Annotated in this window: 25 protein-coding genes and 1 tRNA gene; 18 read left to right on the top strand and 8 right to left on the bottom strand. The window is 66.8% G+C overall.

Features of this window, described 5'->3' with window-relative positions; all coding sequences use genetic code 11:
* Nucleotides 1-165: 165 nt before the first annotated feature.
* Nucleotides 166-561, bottom strand: coding sequence for a hypothetical protein (locus Q0044_RS04010; RefSeq protein WP_298159884.1), 396 nt, complete (start codon nucleotides 559-561; stop codon nucleotides 166-168).
* Nucleotides 562-661: 100 nt separating this feature from the next.
* On the opposite strand from Q0044_RS04010, the gene Q0044_RS04005 reads away from it, so the two are divergent.
* Both Q0044_RS04005 and Q0044_RS04000 read left to right on the top strand, forming a co-directional pair.
* Nucleotides 662-925, top strand: coding sequence for a type II toxin-antitoxin system Phd/YefM family antitoxin (locus Q0044_RS04005; protein WP_298159881.1), 264 nt, complete (start codon nucleotides 662-664; stop codon nucleotides 923-925).
* Entirely contained in the window at nucleotides 922-1,308 is a 387-nt protein-coding gene (locus tag Q0044_RS04000) for a type II toxin-antitoxin system VapC family toxin (RefSeq protein ID WP_298159878.1), read from the top strand. The genes Q0044_RS04005 and Q0044_RS04000 overlap by 4 nt, the downstream gene beginning before the upstream one ends.
* Here the strand turns inward: Q0044_RS04000 and Q0044_RS03995 are convergent.
* Nucleotides 1,281-2,747, bottom strand: a complete 1,467-nt coding sequence (locus tag Q0044_RS03995) for a LytR/AlgR family response regulator transcription factor (RefSeq protein WP_298159875.1) — start codon at nucleotides 2,745-2,747, stop codon at nucleotides 1,281-1,283. The two genes, Q0044_RS04000 and Q0044_RS03995, sit on opposite strands and share 28 nt — an antisense overlap.
* A gap of 111 nt (nucleotides 2,748-2,858) precedes the next feature.
* On the opposite strand from Q0044_RS03995, the gene Q0044_RS03990 reads away from it, so the two are divergent.
* From Q0044_RS03990 to Q0044_RS03975, 4 genes are all read left to right on the top strand, one after another.
* The gene (locus Q0044_RS03990; protein WP_298159873.1) at nucleotides 2,859-4,316 is read left to right on the top strand and encodes an alpha/beta fold hydrolase; all 1,458 of its coding nucleotides are present in this window, start codon (nucleotides 2,859-2,861) and stop codon (nucleotides 4,314-4,316) included.
* Nucleotides 4,317-4,351: 35 nt separating this feature from the next.
* The gene (locus tag Q0044_RS03985; RefSeq protein WP_298159870.1) at nucleotides 4,352-4,765 is read left to right on the top strand and encodes a response regulator transcription factor; all 414 of its coding nucleotides are present in this window, start codon (nucleotides 4,352-4,354) and stop codon (nucleotides 4,763-4,765) included.
* A 94-nt stretch (nucleotides 4,766-4,859) separates the two neighbouring features.
* Nucleotides 4,860-5,393 carry a DUF4199 domain-containing protein gene (locus tag Q0044_RS03980; protein ID WP_298159866.1) on the top strand — a complete coding sequence of 178 codons (534 nt, stop codon included), beginning with the start codon at nucleotides 4,860-4,862 and terminating at the stop codon, nucleotides 5,391-5,393.
* Between the two features lie 119 nt (nucleotides 5,394-5,512).
* Nucleotides 5,513-6,502 carry a sensor histidine kinase gene (locus Q0044_RS03975; protein ID WP_298159864.1) on the top strand — a complete coding sequence of 330 codons (990 nt, stop codon included), beginning with the start codon at nucleotides 5,513-5,515 and terminating at the stop codon, nucleotides 6,500-6,502.
* A 49-nt stretch (nucleotides 6,503-6,551) separates the two neighbouring features.
* Here the strand turns inward: Q0044_RS03975 and Q0044_RS03970 are convergent, their stop codons facing one another.
* Together Q0044_RS03970 and lipB are read right to left on the bottom strand one after the other, a co-directional pair.
* A complete protein-coding gene (locus Q0044_RS03970) occupies nucleotides 6,552-8,090 on the bottom strand; it encodes an ATP-binding protein (protein WP_366941097.1) in 1,539 nt (512 codons plus the stop codon).
* Nucleotides 8,091-8,183: 93 nt separating this feature from the next.
* Nucleotides 8,184-8,909, bottom strand: coding sequence for a lipoyl(octanoyl) transferase LipB (gene lipB / locus Q0044_RS03965; protein ID WP_298159861.1), 726 nt, complete (start codon nucleotides 8,907-8,909; stop codon nucleotides 8,184-8,186).
* 76 nt (nucleotides 8,910-8,985) lie between these two features.
* Here lipB and Q0044_RS03960 point away from each other — a divergent pair, with 76 nt between their 5' ends.
* The 6 genes from Q0044_RS03960 to Q0044_RS03935 all read left to right on the top strand — a co-directional run bounded on the left by Q0044_RS03960 (nucleotide 8,986) and on the right by Q0044_RS03935 (nucleotide 14,697).
* Nucleotides 8,986-9,237 carry a FliM/FliN family flagellar motor switch protein gene (locus Q0044_RS03960; protein ID WP_298159858.1) on the top strand — a complete coding sequence of 84 codons (252 nt, stop codon included), beginning with the start codon at nucleotides 8,986-8,988 and terminating at the stop codon, nucleotides 9,235-9,237.
* A 42-nt stretch (nucleotides 9,238-9,279) separates the two neighbouring features.
* Nucleotides 9,280-9,364 (top strand) — tRNA-Leu (locus Q0044_RS03955).
* A gap of 66 nt (nucleotides 9,365-9,430) precedes the next feature.
* On the top strand, nucleotides 9,431-10,834 hold the full coding sequence (gene mgtE, locus Q0044_RS03950; protein WP_298159854.1) for a magnesium transporter: 1,404 nt from the start codon (nucleotides 9,431-9,433) through the stop codon (nucleotides 10,832-10,834).
* Between the two features lie 24 nt (nucleotides 10,835-10,858).
* Nucleotides 10,859-12,709, top strand: a complete 1,851-nt coding sequence (locus tag Q0044_RS03945) for a glycoside hydrolase family protein (RefSeq protein WP_298159851.1) — start codon at nucleotides 10,859-10,861, stop codon at nucleotides 12,707-12,709.
* Between the two features lie 44 nt (nucleotides 12,710-12,753).
* Complete coding sequence (locus tag Q0044_RS03940; protein WP_298159847.1) at nucleotides 12,754-13,917, top strand: isovaleryl-CoA dehydrogenase; 1,164 nt, start codon at nucleotides 12,754-12,756, stop codon at nucleotides 13,915-13,917.
* 120 nt (nucleotides 13,918-14,037) lie between these two features.
* Complete coding sequence (locus Q0044_RS03935) at nucleotides 14,038-14,697, top strand: exopolysaccharide biosynthesis protein (RefSeq protein WP_298159844.1); 660 nt, start codon at nucleotides 14,038-14,040, stop codon at nucleotides 14,695-14,697.
* Between the two features lie 257 nt (nucleotides 14,698-14,954).
* Here the strand turns inward: Q0044_RS03935 and Q0044_RS03930 are convergent, their stop codons facing one another.
* The 4 genes from Q0044_RS03930 to flbT all read right to left on the bottom strand — a co-directional run bounded on the left by Q0044_RS03930 (nucleotide 14,955) and on the right by flbT (nucleotide 17,289).
* On the bottom strand, nucleotides 14,955-15,362 hold the full coding sequence (locus Q0044_RS03930) for a hypothetical protein (RefSeq protein WP_298159841.1): 408 nt from the start codon (nucleotides 15,360-15,362) through the stop codon (nucleotides 14,955-14,957).
* Between the two features lie 162 nt (nucleotides 15,363-15,524).
* Nucleotides 15,525-16,355: a flagellin gene (locus Q0044_RS03925; RefSeq protein WP_298159839.1), complete on the bottom strand. Its 831-nt coding sequence runs from the start codon at nucleotides 16,353-16,355 to the stop codon at nucleotides 15,525-15,527.
* 188 nt (nucleotides 16,356-16,543) lie between these two features.
* Complete coding sequence (flaF, locus tag Q0044_RS03920; protein ID WP_298159965.1) at nucleotides 16,544-16,909, bottom strand: flagellar biosynthesis regulator FlaF; 366 nt, start codon at nucleotides 16,907-16,909, stop codon at nucleotides 16,544-16,546.
* The gene (gene flbT, locus Q0044_RS03915) at nucleotides 16,906-17,289 is read right to left on the bottom strand and encodes a flagellar biosynthesis repressor FlbT (RefSeq protein ID WP_298159837.1); all 384 of its coding nucleotides are present in this window, start codon (nucleotides 17,287-17,289) and stop codon (nucleotides 16,906-16,908) included. The genes flaF and flbT overlap by 4 nt, the downstream gene beginning before the upstream one ends.
* 141 nt (nucleotides 17,290-17,430) lie before the next feature.
* Between flbT and Q0044_RS03910 the strand changes: the two genes are divergently transcribed.
* From Q0044_RS03910 to Q0044_RS03885, 6 genes are all read left to right on the top strand, one after another.
* Nucleotides 17,431-19,218, top strand: coding sequence for a tetratricopeptide repeat protein (locus Q0044_RS03910; protein ID WP_298159835.1), 1,788 nt, complete (start codon nucleotides 17,431-17,433; stop codon nucleotides 19,216-19,218).
* A 575-nt stretch (nucleotides 19,219-19,793) separates the two neighbouring features.
* Nucleotides 19,794-20,210 (top strand): hypothetical protein, encoded by a 417-nt coding sequence (locus Q0044_RS03905; protein ID WP_298159833.1) that lies wholly within the window; start codon nucleotides 19,794-19,796, stop codon nucleotides 20,208-20,210.
* The gene (locus Q0044_RS03900; RefSeq protein ID WP_298159831.1) at nucleotides 20,207-20,422 is read left to right on the top strand and encodes a hypothetical protein; all 216 of its coding nucleotides are present in this window, start codon (nucleotides 20,207-20,209) and stop codon (nucleotides 20,420-20,422) included. The genes Q0044_RS03905 and Q0044_RS03900 overlap by 4 nt, the downstream gene beginning before the upstream one ends.
* Nucleotides 20,423-20,485: 63 nt before the next feature.
* Nucleotides 20,486-21,358, top strand: coding sequence for an AAA family ATPase (locus Q0044_RS03895; protein ID WP_298159828.1), 873 nt, complete (start codon nucleotides 20,486-20,488; stop codon nucleotides 21,356-21,358).
* Between the two features lie 115 nt (nucleotides 21,359-21,473).
* Nucleotides 21,474-22,355: a methyltransferase type 11 gene (locus Q0044_RS03890; protein WP_298159825.1), complete on the top strand. Its 882-nt coding sequence runs from the start codon at nucleotides 21,474-21,476 to the stop codon at nucleotides 22,353-22,355.
* A 129-nt stretch (nucleotides 22,356-22,484) separates the two neighbouring features.
* Nucleotides 22,485-23,078: a YfbR-like 5'-deoxynucleotidase gene (locus tag Q0044_RS03885; protein ID WP_298159963.1), complete on the top strand. Its 594-nt coding sequence runs from the start codon at nucleotides 22,485-22,487 to the stop codon at nucleotides 23,076-23,078.
* The last annotated feature ends 1 nt before the right edge of the window (nucleotide 23,079 follow it).

The following is a 23,079-nucleotide window of genomic DNA, read 5'->3' as shown; positions in this document are numbered from 1 at the left end:
GTGCCAGAAGTTCAGCCAACACGTTCGACGTTATGGTCTCATCCGTGACGATAAAGATTGCTCCGACCGCCGCTCGCCAGTTTATCACCGAAGGTATCACACCAATGGCGTTTATGACGGCCTGTCGTTCGACGTATTGAAACGTCATCATATGACAATGCAAGATCACGATGGGCGCTCCAAATCCCGCGCAACCTCATTCGAAATTGCCTGCAGAGATGTCGGATTGATCGGTATATTACTACCTTTTTCCTGAATTAGATCGAGCGCTTGCTTCTTGATCAAATATTCTTCGGATTGCAGTCTGTTCGGACTTGCGATCATAAAGTAGAGATAGCCAATCGCTGCCACAACTACAGGCATCGACCCTATCATGAACAGAAATGTTTGGAGATGTGGCGGTACATATCTCAGCATCACGAAGCAGGGTATTGTGACCAACGCGCACAGAAAGAGGGCGGGATTCAGCGCGTTCCGGACGCGAATACGCCCGGTCGCGGTCGCGCTGCTAGAAACCAAGCGATTGACGATCTGTGATGGATCCATGATCGGATAATGCACGATTCCCGTCGAACATGGTTCCAAGATCGGCAGGCCTCGATCTACTGAATGATGGCAAGCTTGATGGACTAACCTCCCTTAGTCCACTACAATCCTTTCCATGGACACCCTCAACATCCACGCCGCCAAGACCCACTTCTCCGGCCTCGTCGAACGCGCCGAGAAAGGCGAGACGATCATCATCGCCCGCGCCGGCAAGCCGGTCGCCAAGCTCACCCCGCTCGAAACCGGGGTGACCGACCGCGTCGCCATGGCCGCGCGCCGGATCGGCTTCATGAAGGGCGAGTTCTCGATCCCCGACGACTTCAATGAAATGGGTCGTGAGGAAATCGAGCGGATGTTCAACGGCGACGACAAGGGTTGAGATTCCTCCTCGACACCCAGATAGTCCTGTGGACAGCTGCGGAGCCGGACAAGTTGCCCGCCGCAGCCCGCAACTTTCTGTCTGACCCCGACAACGACATCGCCTTCAGCGTCGTCAACCTGTGGGAGACCGCGATCAAGCGTGCGCTGAATCGACCCGGTTTTCAGATCAACCCTCGTCGCCTGCGTGAACGGCTGATCGCCACCGGCTTCATCGAGCTGGCGGTCACCGGCGAACATGCCTTGGCCGTCGAGCACCTGCCGCCGATCCACCGCGACCCGTTCGACCGCATCCTCGTCGCCCAGGCCATGGCCGAAGGCCTCGTCCTGCTGACCAGCGACCGCCTGCTGGACGGTTACCCCGGCGACATCCGCTGCGTCTGATCGCCATCTAACCCCAAGACTACACCGCCCAGACTCGCCCCCTCCAGCGCATCCCGCACCGCCGGCAGGCGGTTGCGGCTGATCGGCAGGGGCGGCCCCTCCTCCACCAGCAGCCGCCCCCGGCCTCCGTCTCGCTCATACCCCTGCACATGCGCCATGTTGGCGATCACCGACCGGTGCACCCGCAGGAAGCCTCCCGGCAACTCGGTCTCCAGCCGGTCCAGCCGCGCCGCGTGCAACAGCCTGCGCCCGTCGGCCAGCCTCAGCTCGACATAGTCGTCGGCCCCCACCACCGCGATGATCTGCGCCAGCGGCACCCGCAGCAGACCCCGCGCCGAGGCCACTGTCAGACAGTCGGGCCGCGCCGCCGCCTCGGTCAGCACCGCCTCCCGCGCCCGGTCGTCCCGGCCCAGCCGGATCATCTCGGCCATCAGCAACGGCAGCACCAGCCCGGCCGCGAACACGAAATAGGACAGGTCGACCAGCCACCTCGGCATCGCCACCCCCACCATCACGAACGCCACCAGATAGGCCAGGGTCAGCCGCGCCCCCGTCTCTCCGCGCCGCACGGCCACCGCCGCCGCGACCGCCGACAGCCCCAGCCCCACCATCAGGGCGATCCCCGTCTTGAAATCGAACCCGGGCACCAGCAGGCTGGCGGCGAGGCCTGCGACCGTCACCCCGATCAGGCCTCGTCGCGCCCCCGGCCAGAACCGGCCCGCCACATAGCCGACCAGCAGCACGGCGAACGCCGCCGTCAGCCCCCAGATCCCGACCAGTCGCCAGACGTGCAGCGGATAGGGATAGTTCACCAGCGCCCTCAGGGTCTCCAGCACCGCCTGAAGCCCCGCCACCCCCGCCATCCCCGTCAGGATCAGGCTGGACCCGGTCCGCCGCAGCGCGTGGATCACCCCGAAGCCGAAGGCCGCCGCCAACAGGGCCCCGGCCGCCAGAAACGTCGCGGCCAGAGGCAGGGCCTGCGACGGCGGCGGGAACCCCGCGACCCCCATCCTCCCGATCGGCCCGTCCAGCCGCAATCCGCCGTGGAACGACGACATCCGCACCACCAGAACATTGCCGGTCGGCCGCCATGCCGACGACTCGATCGGAAACGCCGCCCCATGGAGCCCCGGGACCTCCGTCGCCGCCGAGATGCCCGGCCGTCCGTTGGCCCCCAGTCTCACCCCGTTCAGCCAGACCTCGGAGGATGCGATCCCGCCGACATAGAATGCCTGTGGCTCCGCTCCCGCCGGCCGGTCGATCACCGCCCTCAGCCAGAGCTCGCGCCCCTGCGGATCGATCACTCCCTCTATCGGGCGACAAGCCCCGACCACGGGCCCGGCCGCCTCCAGCGCCCCGCGGCACACGGTCCAGTCCTGCGCCCCTGCTACACAGGGCAAGGCGATCAGGATCAGGCTCATCAGAATCGTACGGATCATTCGCGGACCCTATCGCGCTGTTCGCCGGAAGGCGTCACCGCTGACCGATCCAGCGTCACCATTCACCGAAGCGGGGCTGCACACCGCCCCGGGCCGGGGCAGTCAGACCCCATGACCCACATCTCCCTGAACCGCCGCACCCTCCTCGCCGCCGGCCTCGCCGTCCCGGCCCTCGGACTCGCCGGTCGCGCCCTGGCCCAGACCCCGCCCTCGCCCCTGACCGGTCCCTTTACCTTCACCGCCCGCAGCGGCGAGACCGCCCCGGCCGAGCGCGGCTTCTTCGACGTGCCCGAGGATCGCAACGATCCCCGCTCGCGCCGCATCCGTCTGGGCTATATCCGCTTCCCCACCACCGCACCCAACCCGGGTCCGCCGATCGTCTATTTGGCCGGAGGCCCGGGCGGCAGCGGCGCCGATGCCGCCACTGGCCCGCGCTTTCCCATCTTCACGGCCCTGACCGCCGTCGCAGACGTCATCGCCTTCGACCAGCGCGGCACCGGACTGTCGGCCCACATCCCCGCGCGCCCCGACCCGACCGGCCCCTTCCCCGACCTGACCCGCGCGGGCCTGACCGGCTACTACCGCGAAGACATCCAGAAAGCCTGGATCGACTGGACCCGGTCCGGGGTCGCCATGGCCGGCTACACCACCGAACAGAACGCCGACGACATCGAGGATCTGCGTCGCCATCTGGGCGTCGACCGGATCAATCTGTGGGGCATCAGCTACGGCACCCATCTGGCCCTGTCGGTGCTCAAGCGCCATCCGGACTCGATCGGCCGCGTCGTTCTGGCCAGCCTCGAGGGCCAGGACCAGACGGTCAAACGCCCGGCCCATATCGACGCCTTCCTCGACCGGGTCGACGCTGTACTGGGTCAGGACCCGGTCGCCCGCGCCGCCATCCCGGACCTGCCCGCCCTGATGCGCCGCGTCCACGCCCGGCTGGACGCCGACCCCGCCCCGATCACCCTCGCCTCCCCCACCGGCCCTGTCACGCTGAAGCTCGGAGGCTTCGGAGTTCAGTTGATCACCGCCGCCATGGTCGCCAATCCCCCGACCCTCGCCCGCCTCCCCGGCCTGTATCTGGCGCTCGACGCCGGCCAGACGGACGGCGCCGCAGGCTACTTCGGCGGCGTCACGCGCGTGTTCGGGGTTTCGGGCATGAACGAGGCGATGGACATGGCTTCGGGCATCTCGCCTGCCCGCCTGGCCCTGGTCGAACAGGAAGCCCGGACAGCCGTCATGGGCGACGCCCACAACTACCCCATGCCCCATCTGCTGGGCTCCATTCCCGGACTCGATCTGGGTGAGGACTTCCGCCGTCCGATCACCATCGACACTCCGGCCCTGCTGCTCACCGGCTTGCTGGACGGCCGCACCCCACTGGAGGAACAGGCCGAGGTCATCGACCAGTTCCGCGCGAGGTCACAGATCCACGTCGAGAACGCCGGCCACAACGTGTTCGAATCCCACCCCGAAATCGCCCCCCTGCTGGTCCGGTTCTTCGCGGGCGAGGCCGTGCCCGACACCCACCTCTCCCTCCCGTCCCCGACGTTCGTCATGTCGTAGATTGACCCGGCCGGGCGGGCGCGCATCATCGCCGCATGATCCGCACCGTGCTCACAGCCGGCCTCACCCTGGCCCTGGGCGCCTTCGCCCTGGCCTGGCTCGACCTTCAGCAGGCGACGCGCCGGATCACGCCCGAGCTCTACGCCGCCGTGATCGCCATCGTCTTCGCGGCCGGGGGACTTTGGCTGGGCTGGAAGATCGCAACACGCAGGCACGGTCCCGACTTCGTCCGCAACGACGCCGCCGTCCGCTCGCTGGGCCTGACGGGTCAGGAGATGAAGGTGCTCGACGCCCTCGCCTCGGGCCGCGCCAACAAGGAGATCGCCCGGTCGATGGGCCTGTCGCCCAACACGGTGAAGACCCACCTCGCCAACCTGTTCTCCAAGCTCGAGGTCGCGACCCGGACCGCCGCAGTGACCCGTGCCCGCGACCTCGGACTGATCCCCTGAACGGTCCGGACTGTCGAATTCACCCGTTCGGGCGATAGGATCGGCGCGCCGCCGGGGTCAGCCTCCCCGCATCACAAACGCAAGGGAGGCCGCCATGGCCCGCATCATCCTCGTCTACGGCCTGATCTCGGGACTGATCATCATCGCCGGCGTCATCGGCACGGTCGTCATCGGCGGCGACCAGCCCCACGGCAACGTCTGGCTCGGCTATCTGATCATGCTGCTGGGCATGGCCGCCGTCTTCATGGGGGTGAAACAGCACCGCGATCACAACCGGGGCGGCGTCATCAAATTCCTGCCTGCGCTCGGCGTCGGCCTGGGCATCGCCCTGTTCGCCTCCCTCGCCTATGTCCTGGTCTGGGAGGGCTATCTGGCCGCCACCGACTATGCCTTCATGGACCAGTATATCGCTGCGACGCTCGAGGCCCGCCGCGCCGAGGGCATGCCGGCCGCCGCCTACGCCCGGCTCGAGGCCCAGATGCGTGAGATGGCCGAGGCCTATGAATCCCCCCTGTTCCGCCTGCCGTTGACCTTCGCCGAGATCTTCCCGGTCGGCCTTCTGGTCTCGGTCGTCAGCGCCGTCTTGCTGCGCAACAGCCGCTTTCTGCCGGCGCGGGCGAGGGGGTAGCCGGGAACCGGGCCCGGAGTCGGTTAACAGACACTGCGGCTCCCCGGACTGGACTTCCCGCAGTTCAGCTTCGATAGGTGGAGCCAGCAGCCTCGCATCATGCGCCTGCCGGGGACCGCATGCCTCAGGATTTCTTCCGACGCGCCGCGTGGCGCGGCTATCTGCTGGCGATCTTCGCCTGGGCTGTCGCCTTCGGCGTGCGCTACGGGCTGGCGCACTGGTTTCCGCCCGGCTTCCCCTATCTGACCTTCTTCCCGGCCGTGGTGCTGGTGGCCTATTACGCGGGCCTGCGTCCGGCTGTCCTGACAGCGACGCTGTCCGGCCTGACCGCCTGGTGGTTCTGGATCGGCCCTCCGGGCTTCGACCTCGCCGTCGCGACCCTGGTCGCCCTGGGCTTCTACATCTTCGTCGCGGCGGTCGACATCTTCTTCATCGTCGGCATGGACGGCGCATCACGCCGGCTGGCCCGCGAGGTCGAGCGCAATGCCGCCCTTGCGGAGAGCCGCGACATCCTCCTGCGGGAGGTCCAGCACCGGGTTTCCAACAACATCCAGGTGGTCAGCGCCCTGCTGAGTCTGGAAGCCCGCGCCGCTGCCGATCCGGGGGCCCGCAAGGCCCTGGCCGATGCTTCCACCCGCACCGCCCTCGTCGCCAGCATCCAGAGAAGCCTCGCGGACGCCGAGCAGCAGGCCACCGCCTTCGAGGATCTTGCACGCACCATCGTCGATGACGCACTCGCGGCCGCCGCCCGCGACGATGTCGTCGTCTCCATCTCCAGCGGCGAGGTGGCGCTGTCGGCCGAAGAGGCCACGCCGGTCGTCCTGATCATGCTGGAATGCGTCAACAACGCCCTTGAGCACGCCTTTCCGGATCGTCCCGGCCGGATCACGATCGAACTGTGCGACCACGGCGAGATTCGAACTCTGGTCATCGCCGACGACGGCGTGGGCGTTTCTGAAGCGGCGAGCGCCGAACCGGGGAGTCTGGGGCTCAGGATCATCAAGGCCCTGGCCCGGCAGCTGGGGGGCCAGTGGTCGCTTCGCTCTGCCGACACCGGCGCATGCGCCCGGCTGTCCTGGCCGAGCGCCGCCGCGTCGCGCCGGACCTGACACAGCCCTCCCAGGAAGGCGCGCCGTCCGGAGCCTCTCCTTCGCTGTCCTACTCCACGACCGCCTGGGCGATTCCGGCCAGCAGGCTCGCCGCCGTCACAGGCTTGGCCACGTGCAGATCCGCCCCCGCCGCCAGGGCCTCGTAGCGGTGCTCGGCCATGGCGTTGGCGCTCAGCATGATGATCGGGGTGCGCGTCCCGCCCGGCTCGATCCGGCGGATTTCACGGGTGGCGGTCAGGCCGTCCATGACCGGCATCTGCATGTCCATCAGGATGACGTCGAAGCGTGACCGGCCCACGGCCTCGACAGCCAGGGCCCCATTCTCCACGGTCACGACCTCTGCACCCGCAGACCCCAGGATCAACTGCACCACGCGCTGATTGGTCGGATGATCCTCGGCCAGCAGGACGCGCAGGCTGCGCTCGGGCATGAAGAGCGGGACCGGCCCGAACTCCGCCGGGGCGGCCAGGCCGTCGTATTCCTCGAGCGCCACCACCCGCTGCAAGGGCAGGGTCAGGGTGAAGGTCGAGCCCTCGCCGGGGCAGGACCGCGCCTCGACCACACCGCCCATAAGCTCGGCGAGGGACCGGCAGATCGACAGGCCCAGGCCCGTGCCCCCGAACCGGCGGGTGATCGACGTGTCGGCCTGGTTGAACCGCTGGAACAGGGTCGCGCCCGTGGCCGCATCGAAGCCCACCCCCGTGTCGGACACGGTGAAGGTCAGAACGCCCTCGCCGACCTCGTCGCCGCTGACGTCCCAGTCGACCGTGATCTTGCCCTCGGAGGTGAACTTGACCGCATTGGACAGCAGATTGCCGACGATCTGGCCGATCCGGGTGCTGTCGCCCATGAAGACGCCGCGCGCGCCCGAGCCCTGGCGTTCCTCGAACTGGAGGCCTTTTTCGGCGGCGCGGCTGTGGGACAGGTCTATGATGCCGGCGAGGGCCTCGCCGAGATCGAACTGGCGCGACTCGAAGTCCAGTCGTCCCGCCTCGATCTTCGACACGTCGAGGATGTCGGAGACCAGCCGCTCCAGTGTGATCCCCGCGCCCTGAATCAGGTCGACCATCTCGCGCTGTTCGGGGTCCAGGTCGGTGCGACGCAGGGAATCGACGATGCCGATGACGCCGTTCAGAGGGGTGCGAATCTCATGGCTCATATTGGCCAGGAAGTCGGTCTTGGCCCGGCTGGCCGCCTCGGCCGCCGCCTTGGCGTCGCTGAGAGCCTGTTCCGCCGCGACCCGGTCGGTGACGTCGCGCGCCACCCCGTAGATGCGGTCGCCGAACCGGTGGGCCCGCCATTCCAGGGTGCGGTAGGAGCCGTCGCGGTGTCGATAACGGTTGATGTGCCCCGGGACCGGATCGCCGGGCCGACGCGTCTCGACCGCGACCACGCCAGCCCGGGTCGAAGCCAGGTCTTCGGGATGGACGAGACGCAGCAACTGCGTCCCCTCCAGCTCGTCTGTCCTCCAGCCCAGCTGGGTCTCCCACGATCGGCTGACCTTCAGGATCATGCCGTCGAGATCACGGATGACGAGCATATCGAGGGTGACGTCGAAAAAGGTCGACAGGTCGGCGGAAGCGAACAAGGCGGGGGCCTCGATCCTCTGTGCCGTCGCCGCTCCGTCCATCTGACGCACCCTTCAGTCAACCCTGACGTGCGAAAGCTTACACTTGAGCCGTTAAGCCCGTGTTTCGTCGGGCGAAGAATCTCGCGCCGCGCCAAAAACGCCCACGAAACTGGTCTTCAGGGCCGCATCCGCCTCATCCATCGTCGCCAGAACGCCGAGATCGAGCAGACTGGTGACGCCGTGCTCGGCGATGCCGCAGGGCACGATGCCGCTGAAATGATCCAGGTCGGGTTCCACATTCAGACTGATCCCGTGAAAGCTGACCCATTTCCGGACCTTGACGCCGATGGCGGCGATCTTGTCCTCGCGCGACCAGCCGGGGCCCTTCCGCTCGACCCAGACCCCGACCCGGCCCTCACGCACATCAGCCTCGACCCCGAACCCGGCCAGCGCGCCGATCAGCCATCGCTCCAGCCCGCGCACGAAGCCGCGCACGTCCTTGCCCCTGTGGTTCAGGTCCAGCATCACATAGGCCACCCGCTGGCCCGGCCCGTGATAGGTGAACTGCCCGCCCCGCCCCGTCCGGTGGACCGGGAACCGCCCGGCGTCGATCAGGTCTTCGTCCTTCGCCGAAACCCCGGCGGTGTAGAGCGGCGGATGCTCCAGCAACCAGACCCGTTCCGGCGCCTCTCCGGCCGCGATCAGGGCCACACGCGCCTCCATTTCGGCGACCGCCCGCTCATAGGGAACATAGCCGGGCGCGACGACCCATTCGACGGCGCGGCCATCGGGGCGAATCAGCGATGAAACGGCGGCGCTTAACGGCTCGGCAAGCATGATGGCCCCAATGTGAGGTCGAGGGCCGCCAATGCAAGTTTCGTCGCCAGTACCCTCCAGCGTATCCGGAGATTCCTTGAGCCAGATCGAAGCCGTCGACGTTGAGCTGTCCGTCGTACTGGGCCGCTCCGTGCTGCCCATGTCCCAGCTGCTGAAAATGGGCCGCGGGGCGGTGATTCCGCTTGATGCGTCCGAACACGACGAGGTCTGGATCCTCGCCAACAACCACCCTGTCGCCCGTGGCCAGATCGAAATCCGCGACGACCGGATCGCCATCACGGTCACCCGTCCCGCCGACGTCTACGACTTCATGGCCGGATCGGCCTAGACGCCGCTATCTCTCTCCGCTATCAGCCCCCCTCCGATGCGAGCGGTCGTGGCGGAATTGGTAGACGCGCAGCGTTGAGGTCGCTGTGGGGCAACCCGTGGAAGTTCGAGTCTTCTCGACCGCACCATCAGACTAGGGAATAAGAATCCGGCACCTACCAGGCTGATTCACATCGAGAGAGGGAGGCCCCCGCGTGAGCGAACGACCCGCCACTCTCGATCCCGACGTCAACGAAGACCACGAGGCGCTGGACGAGGACTATGTCCTGACCGCCGCCTTCGTCGAGAAGGTGGTCGATGCCGCCGACGACGGCGACGGGATGCGGCTGCGCTCCCTGCTCGAAGACCTGCACCCGGCCGACGTCGCCGACCTGATGGGCTTCCTGACGGCCGAGCACCGTGGGGTGGTGGTCCTGTGGCTGCCGCCCGAACTGCTCGCCGAGACCCTGCCCGAGCTGGACGACGGCATCCGCGAGGAGGTGCTGGAGCGCGTCGCCCCCGGCACCCTCGCCGAAGCGCTTCAGGAACTGGATTCCGACGACGCCGCCGCCGTTGTCGAGGATCTTGAGGACGACCAGCGCGAGAAGGTGCTGGCCGCCATGCCGGCGACCGACCGGGCCGCGATCGAGAACTCGCTGGGCTATGCCGAGGATACCGCCGGCCGTCTGATGCAGCGCGAGGTGATGGCCGCGCCCCTGTTCTGGAGCGTAGGCGACACCATCGACCACGTCCGGGCCCAGGGCGAGGACCTGCCCGAGCTGTTCTTCGACATCTATGTCGTCGACCCTCACAACAAGCCGGTGGGCGGCATCCCGATCAGCGGCCTGCTGCGGGCGGCGCGGACGGTGAAACTGTCCGATCTGATGGAGCCGGTGAACGCCATCGCCGCCGACACGGATCAGGAAGAGGTCGCCTACATCTTCGAGAAATATCACCTGATCTCGGCGCCGGTCGTCGATGCGTCCGGGCGTCTGGTGGGTCAGATCACCGTCGATGACATCGTCAACATCATCCAGGAGGAGAACCGCGAGGACATCCTCCGCCTGGCCGGCGTGTCGGACGAGAGCCGGGGTGCGGGCGTGTTCGGCGTCGTCCGGTCCCGCATCCCGTGGCTGGTTGTGAATCTGGGTACGGCACTGTTCGCCTCGTCGGTGATTGGAGCCTTCACCAAGGAGATCGAGGCGCTGGTCCAGCTTGCGATCCTGATGCCGGTCGTGGCGTCCATCGGCGGTAACTCGGGAACGCAGGCCCTGACCGTCGCAGTGAGGGCCCTGGCCTCGCGCGAGTTGAACTCCGCCAACGCCATGCGGATTCTAAGCCGCGAAGTCCTGGTCGGACTGTTCAACGGTGCGGCGATCGCCCTTCTGCTCGGCGCCGTTTCGCTGCTTTGGTTCCGCATTCCGCTGTTGTCGCTGACGATCGGCCTGGCGGTGATGATCAATCTGGTGGCGGCCTCCCTGGCCGGCACCCTGATCCCCCTTATCCTTGATCGCCTCGACCGCGACCCGGCGGTGGCCTCGCCCGTATTCGTCACCTGGATCACCGACACAGTGGGTTTCCTGTCCTTCCTCGGACTCGCCGGCGTGATCCTGTTGTAAGGACGACACCGAACGGCGCGACCCTTGCTCACTCCCCTGCAGGGCGATCGCGCCCTGTCTCGATTTGGGTCAAATCCGGTGTCCGACGCGTCCAGGCAAGAACTGAAGGTCTCCCGCGAGGGGATCGTGCTGATCAAGAGCTTCGAGGGCTTCAGGCCCCGCGCGATCCGTCGCGAGGACGGCGGCTGGGTCATCGGCTATGGCCACACCCTGTCCGCCCGCGAAGGCGCCTCGGTGTCGGAAGCCGACGCCGAATTGCTCCTGCGCTACGACCTCCTTCCCGTGGAGAAGACGGTCAATGAAACCGTCCCCGGAGATCTGAACCAGCACCAATTTGACGCCCTCGTCAGCTTCGCCTTCTCGGTCGGCGTCGATCGCTTTGCCGACTCCGACGTCCGCCAGCGCCTGAACGCCGGTTCGCCGGGCGAGGCCGCCGACGCCATGATGGGCTGGCCCGAGCCGGCCCTGCCCGAGACCGCCCTTCGCCGCCGCGCCGCCGAGCGCGCCCTGTTCGTGGCCAACCCCCTGGCCCCGGTCGCCCTGTCCGACCTGCTGTCCGCTCCCCTGCCCCCGCCTGCCGTGGCTGCGCCGCCGGCAGAGACCGAAGTCGAAATCGAGACCGGGAGCGATGCCGCGCCCGACACGGTGCCCGCCACCGTCCCGGAGGTCGCCGCCCCGATCGACCCGCGAAGCGCCGCCGTCGCCGCCCTGCTCGGTGAATCGACCGTCCGTCTCGTCCAGGTCGATGCGCCGCCGGCGCCCTCCAACGACAATCCGCCGGCCGACAGCCCGTCCGAAGCCGAAGCCGTCTCGCCAGATCCGGTGCAGGTACAGCCGGCGAACGACGAGCCATCCGTACCTGAAGCAGAGGTCGAGGCCCCGAACGAGGTCGAACCCGCCCAGGAGCCGACTGCCGTTCCGACCCCGGTTCTCGATCCCGTCGTCCTGACAGCGGCCCGCTACGCGCCCTATGCCGCGGTGATGGTCGGCCCGTTGCCCTTCCTTCAGCCGGCGACGCCGCGCCAGGCGGCCGGCGAGGTCGAGGTTCGCACGATCGATCGTTCGGTCGTCGAGATCACCCCGGATGAAGGGGGCGAGAGCTCGCCCGACGACAATCAGCCTGCGCCCGTGGTCATCGAGGCGCCGTCGGACCCTGCGGACACGGTTGACGACGAGTCCGCGCAGGCCTCCGACCCCGTTCTGACGGTTCCGGACGACGCCTCCGGGCCCGTCGTGACGCCGTCCTTCCCGGTTGTGACCGCCACCATCGATCTCTCACCGGCCGCCGAACCGGTCCTGACCGTTTTTGGGGACGTCCCTGAGTCCGTCCCTACGCCGTCATTCCTGGTCGAGACGGTCACCGTCGATGAGGGGCCAGCCGCCGAACCGGGTCTGAACGTCCTCGATAAGGCCCCGGAGCCGGTCCAGACGCCGTCGTTACCGGTCGAGACGGTCACCGTCGATCAGGCGCCGGTTTCGGAACTGATCCTGACGCCGCTGGAGGAGTCGCCGGACCCCGCCATCGAACGCCCGTTGTGGACGTCCGAGGAACGCGACGCGCCGGACGCCTCGGAGACCAATCTGTTCGGAGAGGACCTGGCCCTGACACAGGGCGGCTCCATCATGCGCAACGACATCGAGTTCGAGCCGACCGCCCGCTTCGACTGGAGCGAGACCGGCCCCTTCATCTTCATGGGCGGCGTGGGCCTCGTGTCTTTCGGCGCCTCGATGGCGGCCTTCCGGCGGGCTGCGGAGCAGTCCGGCGGCAATGAACTGACGCTCATCGGCTGGGTCCTGGCCCTGATCGGCCTCGCTTGCGTCGGTGTGTCTTCGATCAACCTCTACCGTCGCTTCGGTCTGCCCGGCGGAGACTGATCTCCCTCTCCCCTCGGCTGTGGGGATCGTGCTACCCCGCTCTCATGAGCATTCCGAACGCACCCCAATCGATGGAATTTGGCCTCGGCGAGAACGCCGACATGATCCGCGAGACCACCGCCCGCTGGGCCGCCGACCGCCTGGCGCCGCGCGCGGCCGAGATCGACGAGACCAACACCTTTGCCCGTGACCTCTGGCCCGAGATGGGCGAACTGGGCCTGCACGGCATCACTGTCCCGGAAGAGGACGGCGGCCTCGGCATGGGCTACCTCGAACACGTCGTGGCGATGGAGGAGGTCTCCCGTGCCTCCGCCTCGATCGGTCTCAGCTACGGCGCGCACTCCAACCTTTGCGTCAACCAGATCCGCCGCTGGGGCAATGCGGAGCAGAAGGCGAGATACCTGCCCGGGCTGATTTCCGGCGAACACCTGGGCTCTCTGGCCATGTCCGAGGCCGGCTCCGGCTCCGACGTCATGTCGATGCGGACCCGTGCCGAGAAGAAGGGCGACCGATACGTCCTGAACGGCACAAAATTCTGGATCACCAACTCCCCGACCGCCGACACCCTGGTGGTCTACGCCCGCACGGGCGAGGGCAACGGCGGCGTCACCACCTTCCTGATCGAGAAGGGCATGAAGGGCTTCAGCGTCTCGAAGAAGCTGGACAAGATGGGCATGCGTGGCTCCGACACCGCCGAACTGGTGTTCGAGGACTGCGAGGTCCCGGAAGAGAACGTCATGGGCCCGATCGGCGGCGGCGCCGGCATCCTGATGAGCGGTCTGGACTATGAGCGCGCCGTCCTGGCCGGCGGCCCCCTCGGCATCATGCAGGCCGCTCTGGATGTCGTCCTGCCCTACGTCCGCGAGCGCAAACAGTTCGGCAAGGCCATCGGCTCCTTCCAGCTGATGCAGGCCAAGGTCGCCGACATGTACGTCGCCCTGAACTCGGCCCGCACCTATGTCTATGCGGTGGCCAAGGCCTGCGACGCCGGCAAGACCACCCGCTACGACGCCGCCGGCGCCATCCTGCTGGCCTCGGAGAATGCGGTGAAGGTCTCGCTGGAGGCGGTCCAGGCCCTGGGCGGCGCCGGCTACACGAAGGAATGGCCGGTCGAACGCCTCGTCCGCGACGCCAAACTCTACGACATCGGCGCCGGCACCAACGAGATCCGGCGGTTCCTGATCGGGCGGGAACTGCTGGGCGGCTAGAGGCCGGAGCCTCAGGGTTCGACGGGTTCGGTCAGGTTTCTCCGTTCTGTCGGAATGTTAAGTGGCGACGGTGCAAGGTCGCGCCTAGATCGTTCTCATCCCTCGCCGAGCCGGTTCCTGATGCCCGACTACGACTTTCAGAGCGACCACCGGCCCTTCTCCCGGGTGCTCGACGACATCGGCGCCAAGGACGATCCGAAACTCTATCTCGGCGAGCTGGTGAATGCGTTCGGAGAGCGCGGTTTCGGCGCCCTGATGGTGTTCTTCGGCCTGATCAACGCCATCGCCTCCCCCATCCCCGGCTCGACGACGATCCTGGGCGCCCCCATGCTGCTGATCTGCCTGCAGCTGCTGATCCGCCGCGACCAGCTGTGGATGCCGAAATGGGCTCTCAAATCCAGCCTGCCGCGCGAAAACTACCGCGCCACCATCGACAAGGTGCGCAAGCCCCTGCTGTTCGTCGAGAAACTGTCCAGGCCACGCCTCAGCATCCTGAGCAGCGAGGTGGCCGAGGTCCTGATCGGCCTGGTCACGACCCTGCTGACCCTGATCGTCATGCTGCCGATCTTCGGCGGCAACCTGTTTCCGTCCCTGTTCGTCGCCCTGTTCGGGTTCGGCCTGATGCAGAGGGACGGCGTCCTGATCGGCGTGGCCTGGTTCGGCGTCGCGGGCTTCTGCATCTTCGTCTGGGCGGCCTGGGCCCTGATCTCCAGCCTGTTCCTCGCCAGCGCCGGCTGGTTCCTCGAGGCCTGGCAATGGGTCCAGGGATTGTTCGCCTGATCACCAGCCAAAAGGCCCGCCGGATCGCTCCGGCGGGCCTCATTGTCTGACCGCATGACGGCCTGACCGATACTCAGCCTGACTCTGCGCTCAAGCAGCCCGAACGGGCGTTAGCGCGCAAAGGAAGTAATCAGGCCCGGACCTCGCGAGAGGACCAAGCTTCGGTCACCGTACGGGTTTGGGACAATGAGATCACTTGATCACCTCCTTTCGACTGTTGAACAGGACCCTGAAGGTGGGATGTGTTCGGCCGCGCGTCAATCGTCCTCAGCCAGCGGCTTCAGGGTGACCGTCAGGCCTTCGAACATGACGCCGTCGGGACCTTCCTGACCGATGACGATGCTGGCGTCTCCGCCGCGTTTCAGGATCAGGTTCGGTTCGAAGGGCTGGGCCTCCCCGTCGATGATCGAAACCGTCAGGGCCAGGGTGTCGTCGTCTCCGTCGCCCTGCACCGGCGTGAGCTGGGCGTTCATCTCGAACAGGCCGTCGACGTCCTGGACGGTGATCTGGGCGGAACTGTCCTCGACGAGGACGGCGCGAGCCCCCACCGTCTGCACGCCTGCATGGATCACAGTCAGCTCGAGCGAATAGCGATCGGGTGCTTCACCGGTCTGGAGAGGTCCTGCGACTGCGAGGGCGAAGGCGGCGGCGAGGGCGCTCAGCATGGGGCATCTCCGGGTTGAATAATCCCAGGGTTCGCGGATTCACTTGCCGAAAGGTTAGCGAGCCCCGGCGTTCTCGCTCAAGCCGCCAGATCCCCCGCACCGAGCGACAGCGCCACCTGAACGAAAGACGCCCGGAGCGAACCCCGGGCGTCCTGCACTCAGTTAGCCGCGGAACAGCGACAGAAGGATCTGCGGACCCTGGTTGGCGATGCCCAGCGCCTGGACGCCCAGCTGCTGCTTCGTCTGCAGCGACTGGAGCTTGGCGCTTTCCTTCGCCAGGTCGGCGTCCACCAGATTGCCGACACCGGATTCCAGCGAGTCCGTCAGCTTCCCGACGAAGGTGCGATGGGTCTCCAGCGCCCTCGACTTGGTACCGAGACGGCCGAGGGCCGCTCCGACCTTGTCGATCGAGGCATTCACCAGACCCAGGGCCGTGGTGGCCAGGGTCGCGGTGCCGATGGTCGTGGTCGCCGTCACGGTGACGTTCGTCGACCCCAGCGACAGCACCTCGGCGCCGACCGTGAGGGTCGCGGTGCCTGCCGCATTGGCCAGAGCCTGGAAGCCGGTTGCGCCGGTCTTCAGCAGGTTGATCCCGTTGAAGTCGGCGTTGTTGGCAATCGTCGTGATCTGGTCGCGGATAGCCTTGAAGTCCTCGTTCAGTGCGGCCCTCGATGCCGTCTGCAGCGACTTGTCCGTCGCCGAAAGTGCCTTCTCCTTCAGTTGCAGCAAGAGATCCGAAATGCTCTCGCCTGCCGCCAGACCCACGTCCACCGCCGATACGCCGCGGTCGAGTGAGCCCTTCACCGCCCCCAGGGCGCCGATGTCGGCTCGTTGACCCTGGGCGATCGCCCAGATGGCCCCGTTGTCCTTGGCGCTGGCGACCTTTTTCCCGGTGTTGATCCGGGTCTGGGTCGACGCCAGTTCGGCGTTGGTGGCGTTCAGGTTTTGCAGCGCGATCATCGCGCCGAGGTTGGTGTTGACCGAGTTAGCCATGGGTAGAGTCCTTCCATTCTGGTCGGGGGAGCGGCCTTCTGGCCGTTGAACCGGTTCTGGTCCTGCGCGCGGTCTCGCAAGGACCGGGCCGGGCCGATCAGATTGAAAGGATTGAGAAACTTATCCGGAAATTCCGGCGCTCGGCAATTTCTCGCCAGTCAGCGCCGGACTTTGCCCACCGATCAGGCTCAGGGCGCGGGCGTGCCCTGCGGGGCCAGGCCCTGCATGATCGAACGATTGATGTCGATCAGCGGCTCGAAATCCTCCTCGCCGCGCATGACGGCCGAGGAATGGCGTCCGACGAACAGGCTGATCGAGATGATCTGGGCCTTGAGCGGAGTGTTCAGCTGGTTCTCGCTGTCGGAGCAGTCTGTGGCGAGCACGGACCAGAGGCGACGGTTCCAGTCGAGGGCGTCGATGCGGGTCTTCACGTCGCTCTTGTCGACCGTCGCGGCGTGCATGAGGGCGCGCGTCACCTGGCCGAACAGGCGATACTCCATCTCGCGCGGCGTCTCGGTCCGGTTCGACGCCTGGGCATAGGCCTTCAACATCAGATCAGGCTTTCCTCGTAGTCGACGATCTTCCGCGCGCTCATCAGGGCCTTGTAATATTCGCGCGCCATCACGTGTTTCGACGTCGAGACACACTCCGCCATGATGGCTGGATTGCGGGTCGCGCTCATGAATTCAGTCAGGCGGGTGACGAACTCGTCATAGACCTTGGGGGCGGAGGTTTCGTCCAGGTACATCATCATGACCGGGAAATAGATGCGCTTGGCGGGCGTGGTGACGTCCTCCAGCTGCATGATGTCCTTCTCGCGCAGGACGGAGGCCTTGTTCTGCAGGATCAGCACGCCGCGACGGTCGCCGTTCTGCACGACGGCTCCGTTCAGAACGAACTTCTCCCCCGGCTTCAAAGACAGCTTCAACGGCATGGGCGCCCTCCTTGCGTCCGCGAGGCTTTCACATAGCCGGGCGGTGACTGACGCACGCTAAACAGCCGTGGTTAACCATGTGTTCTAGAGCACGGCCGTAATGCTCCTTAAGAGCCTTCATCCTGCGCGCCGAGACCTCTCATGCCCGTCGTCGATTCCACGCCCTCAGAGCTGGCCCTCGGCCATATGCCAATGGCCCAGGGATCGGCCGGCGACGCCGCCTCCCCGGCCGCGATCCGGCGCCTCTCCCATGCCCTGTCCGATCGCAAGGGGGCCAATCTCAAGGCCCAGAAGAAGGCGATCGAATCCCTCAAGGCCGCGATCGCCTCGATCCGGGTCGGCGATTATGACGCAGGCGCCCGCCGCTGCCTCGCCATCCTCCAGGTCGACGAACAGAATGGTCTGGCCTGGCACGTCCTGGCCATCTGCCGCGAGAAGTCGGGCCACCTGTCGGAGGCTCTGAACGCTTACGACGTCGCCCTGCGCATCCTGCCCGAGGACGCCAATATCGCCCACGATCTGGCGCGTCTGGCCCAGAAGCTGGGCCACCTCGACATCGCCGAAAAACTGCTGCGCCGCTTCCTCGCCATGGAGCCCGGCCACCCGGAGGGCACCAACAATCTGGCCTGCGTTCTGCGCGACCAGAAACGCTATCAGGAAGCCATCGACGCCCTGCGCGACCTGATCCAGATCGAACAGTCCGACCCCACCCTGTGGAACACGCTCGGCACGGTCCTCAGCGACCAGGGCCAGATGAAGGAGTCCCTGACCTTCTTCAACGAGGCGCTGCGGATCGACCCCGCCTTCGCCAAGGCGCGCTACAACCGCGCCAACGCCCTCCAGCCCCTCGGACAGCCGGAACAGGCCCTGGCCGATCTGGACGAGGCCCTGAAAGGCGCCGAGAGCCCCTACGAGCACGCCATGATGCGGATGGCCCGGGCCATGACCCTGATGGGCCTGGGTCGTCTCAAGGAAGGGTTTGAGGAATATGAGGTCCGGCTCGATCCCGAAATGCCCGAGGCGATGCATGTCGTCGTCGATGCGCCGCGCTGGGATCCCGCGACCGAAGACATCGCCGGCAAGCGACTGCTCGTCGTCGGCGAACAGGGGATCGCCGACGAAATGGTCTTCGGCACCTGCCTGCCGGATGTGATCGAGGCGGTCGGCCCGACCGGAAAGGTTTTCATCGCCGTCGAACCGCGTCTGGTCGATCTCTACCAGCGCTCCTTCCCCACGACCGTGGTCGGCGGCCACCGCGCCGTGCGGCTCGAGGGCCGGCTGACGCGCTACTGTCCCTTCATGGAGGAGATCGGCGAGACCGAAGGCAAGGCCGACGGCTGGACTCCGATGGCCAGCCTGAGCGCGGTCTATCGGCCGGACATCGCCGCCTTCCCCGACCGCGACGGCTATCTGACGCCCGATCCGGATCGGGTCGCGTACTGGAGAGCGGAGCTCGAGAAACTGGGGCCGGGGTTCAAGGTCGGCCTGCACTGGAAGAGCCTGGTACTGACCGGGGTCCGTGCCCGCTACTTCTCCAGCTTCGAGCGTTGGGAGCCGGTCCTGACCGCCCCCGGCTGCATCATGGTCAACCTGCAGTGCGGCGATGTGACCGAAGACCTCGCCGCCGCCGAGGCCGCCGGGGTGAAGATCTGGACCCCGCCCATCAATCTGAAGGACGACCTCGACGATCTGGCGGCCCTGTCGAACGCCCTCGACCTCGTCATCGGCCCCGGCATCGCCGGCACCAATCTCGCGGCCGCCACGGGCGCGCGCACCTGGCTGATCCATGCGGCCGATGACTGGCACCTGCTCAACACCGACCGTTATCCCTTCTACCCCCGCGTCCGCACCTTCGCGACCGGCGGCTTCGACGGCTGGCCGAGGGCGATCGCCGAGGTCAGGGCGGCGCTGGAGGCGGAAAAAGGGTAGTCCTCTCCCACTGAGAAAGGGTTCCGGGCCCCATAACCATCAACACATCCGCCCAGGACCCCAATGATTTCAATGCCCGGCCCGATTTAGAGCCTTTGTGTGCGCCCCCTCCCGAACCGCGCTTACACTTCTCCCCGTCCCGTCGCGTGGGGAAGGCGTCCTGGGCCCAGGACCCGGACGTGCGGCGGGGTCGATCGCGGGATTGCCGGGGCGAGGGAAAAGCCCCGGGCCCGGCGGCGCTCTGGACGCCGTCGCCCGTCGTGGGCTTAAGCGCGGAATCGGGACGAACCGGGTGACACCAAGGCGGCGGGGAAGAGGCTCCGTCGCTCCCGGCGCAAGAGCTTCCCTCACCGCACAGCTTGCGAAAACCGGTCGAGCGGAGCCGAGGCGACCACGCCGAAACTCTACACACAGGCTGACGTCGGCGACGGCGTCCGCCACGGTCCCGGGCGAGATCGCCCACGGCTCCGCCGCTTCCCCGCCCCGTTCACAGCGGAAGAACGATGACGGCTGGCCGACATAGCGGAACGCCCGGCAAAGCCACGGCGTTGAACCTTCACAACAGGGAGGCGACCATGCCCGATCAGTCCGAGGCTTTCGACGAAGACAACAACGACGCCTCCGAAACCGGCGGCGTCACCAGCGAATTCAAGACCTTCGAGGAGATGCCTGAGGTTCTCGACGTGACCACCGCCGACGGCGATGCCGACGAGGAGGAGTTCGACGAGGACGATCAGGATCTCGATGAAACCCTGGCGGCCGACGGGGTCGACCCGGAGGCGGATGGCCAGTACGGGGCCGACGGCACGCGCATCAACGACCTCGACCTCGGTGCCGACCAACCCGGCGAGGGCGAGGTCGAGCTGGTCTATTCCGGCCTGATGGAGGACGCGCGCGGGGCCCAGGCCAGCGCAGCCCACTGGGAAGCCAGGACCCTGTCGGACGACGACATCGCAGACCTGGGCTATGGCCCCGAAGGAGACGACAAATGACCGACGCCAAACCCCTGGCCGGCACGCCGCGCGATCCCGATCATGACACCGACACGCCGCACGCCCGCCGCGTTGATCGTCTGGAAGGCAAGCCCGACCAGCTGAACGAGAAGCACGGCGACGCCGAAGATCGTCAGGAAGCCCTGGTCGACGAGGGCGTCGAGGAGACCTTCCCGGCCAGCGATCCCGTCTCGGCCAAACGCATCACCTGAAACTGATCGTTGTTAACCGGCCGCGCCATCGGCTAGTCGTGATCCGAACTCACGGAGCATCCGATGTCGCGGCCGACCGACCGGTTCGAGGGAACCTCGAACTATATCGCCACCCAGGACCTGAAGATCGCGGTCAATGCCGCCGTCGCCCTGGAAAGACCCCTCCTGATCAAGGGCGAACCGGGCACCGGCAAGACGGTCCTGGCCTATGAGATGGCCAGGGCCCTCAACGCCCCCCTGATCACCTGGCACATCAAGTCGACGACCAAGGCCCACAACGGCCTGTATGAATATGACGCCGTCAGCCGCCTGCGGGACTCCCAGCTCGGCGAGGAACGCGTCCACGACGTCCGCAACTACCTCAAGCCCGGCAAGCTTTGGGAAGCCTTCACCTCTCCGGTCCGCCCCATCCTGCTGATCGACGAGATCGACAAGGCCGACATCGAGTTCCCCAACGACCTGCTTCAGGAACTCGACCGGATGGAGTTCTACGTCCACGAGACGGACGAGACGATCCGCGCAGAGGTCCGCCCCATCGTGGTCATCACCTCGAACAACGAGAAGGAACTGCCCGACGCCTTCCTGCGCCGATGCTTCTTCCACTACATCCGCTTCCCCGACGATCAGACGATGAAGGCCATCATCGACGTCCACTTCCCGGGCATCAAACCCCGGCTGGTGTCGGAGGCGCTGAAGACCTTCTACGAGATCCGCGACACGCCGGGCCTGAAGAAGAAGCCGTCCACCTCCGAGCTGCTGGACTGGCTGAAGCTGCTGATGGTCGACGACGTCCAGCCCGAGACCCTGCGCGAGACCTCGCCGAACAAGCTGATCCCTCCCCTCCACGGCGCCTTGCTGAAGAACGAACAGGATGTGCATCTGTTCGAGCGTCTGGCCTTCCTCAATCGTCGCGAAGGCTCACGCCCCGGCGTTTGAGAAACGGCGCATTCCGGCCATTCCACGGACAGATATCGTCAGATCGATTACCGCGATTTCACTGGAATAGTGGCGGCTACTGTTCAAGATGAAGCCCTGAAGAGGACCCCGTTTGATGCGACTGCTTCTCGCCACCATCTGCACCGCTTGCCTGTTGACGGCAGGCTGCGACGGCGAATCCGTGCGCATCTCCTCGACCACGACCGACACGGGCGGCAAGGGCGTGCTCAAGGTCGTCGACACCCTGCAGTGCCCCGAGACCATCGGCGTCCTGACGCGCAAGGGGACGGCGCACGCCGGCGGGGCGACCTGCCTCTACAGCGGCCCGCGCGGCGCCGAAGTCTCCCTGCAACTGATCACACTCTCGGACCAGACGGCGGACGCCGTACTGCAGCGTTTCGAGACCACCCTGTCGGCCGACATGCCGCACACCACCGCCGAACTCCGCGCCTCGGCAGACGCGGCGCGCGCCCAATCCGCGGCCGATGAAGCCCGGGTCCAGGCTGATGTGGCTGCGGTGGCGGCCGATGCCGCTGCAGTTGACGCTGACGCCGCCGCTGCGGCCGCCGACAGCGCCCACGTCCGCGCGCCGGGCGTCGCCGTCGACGCAGAGGGCGATCACGCCCGCGTCCGGCTGCCGGGCATGAGCGTCGACGCGGACGGCGACAAGGCTCACGTCCGTATCGGCGGCTTCTCCATCAGCGCCGACGACAGCACCGAAACCGTGGACATCTCGTCGTCCGACGAAAGCGTCAGCGTCCAGGCCCACGACGACGCCGCGGAAATCCGCACCCGCGCACCGGGTGAGGCCACCCGACGCACGTATCTGCTGACCGACAGCCGCCCGGCCGACGAGGGCTGGAGGCTGGTCGGGTTCGAGGCGCGCGGCCCCGTCGGCGGCCCGATCGTCATCGCCACGGTCCGTGCCAAGGACCGCGACAGCGACGGCGTCTTCGACTCCGCCAAGGACCTGGTCACGCTCAACGTCGGCGAATAGAGCGCCCAGGCTTGATCCGGCCGCCGGGATGGGTCACCTGACCTGCCGTTCGCCGTCTGGATTCCCGCCTTGGCCTCTGCCCCCACTCCTCGCGCCTCCAGGGCTCCCGCGCCCCGCGCCTGGCAGCGTATGCTCTCCGGCCGCCGCCTGGACCTGCTGGACCCGTCGCCCTTCGACATCGAGATCGAGGACATCGCCCACGGCCTGGCCCGCGTCTCCCGCTGGAACGGCCAGACCATCGGCGAACACGCCTTCTCCGTCGCCCAGCATTCCTGCGTTGTCGAGGAGATCGCCGCCCACATCAAGCCGGGGCTAGAGCCCCGATGGCGCCTCGCCGCCCTGCTCCACGATGCCTCTGAATACGTCATCGGCGACATGATCTCACCCTTCAAGGCGGCGCTGGGCGTCAGCTACAAATCCTTCGAGGCCCGACTGGAAGACGCGATCCACGTCCGCTTTGGACTACCGCCCAAGACGCCCCTGCCGATCAAGAAGCTCATCAAGAGCGCCGACAAGGCCTGCGCCTTCTTCGAAGCGACCCAGTTGGCCGGCTTCAATGAAAAGGAGGCCCTCGGCTTCTTCGGCTCGCCCCCGGCCGGCTACGACCTGGTCATTGATCCCCTTCCCGCCCCGATCGCCCAGCAGCGGTATCTGGAGCGCTACCGCGTGCTCGCCGAAGCCGTGGGCATCCTGCCCGCAGCCGACGCCTGGCATACGGAATAGC

The organism is Brevundimonas sp., from assembly GCF_027484365.1.
Taxonomy (GTDB): Bacteria; Pseudomonadota; Alphaproteobacteria; order Caulobacterales; family Caulobacteraceae; genus Brevundimonas.
This window is presented reverse-complemented; position numbering and strand designations above follow the sequence as displayed.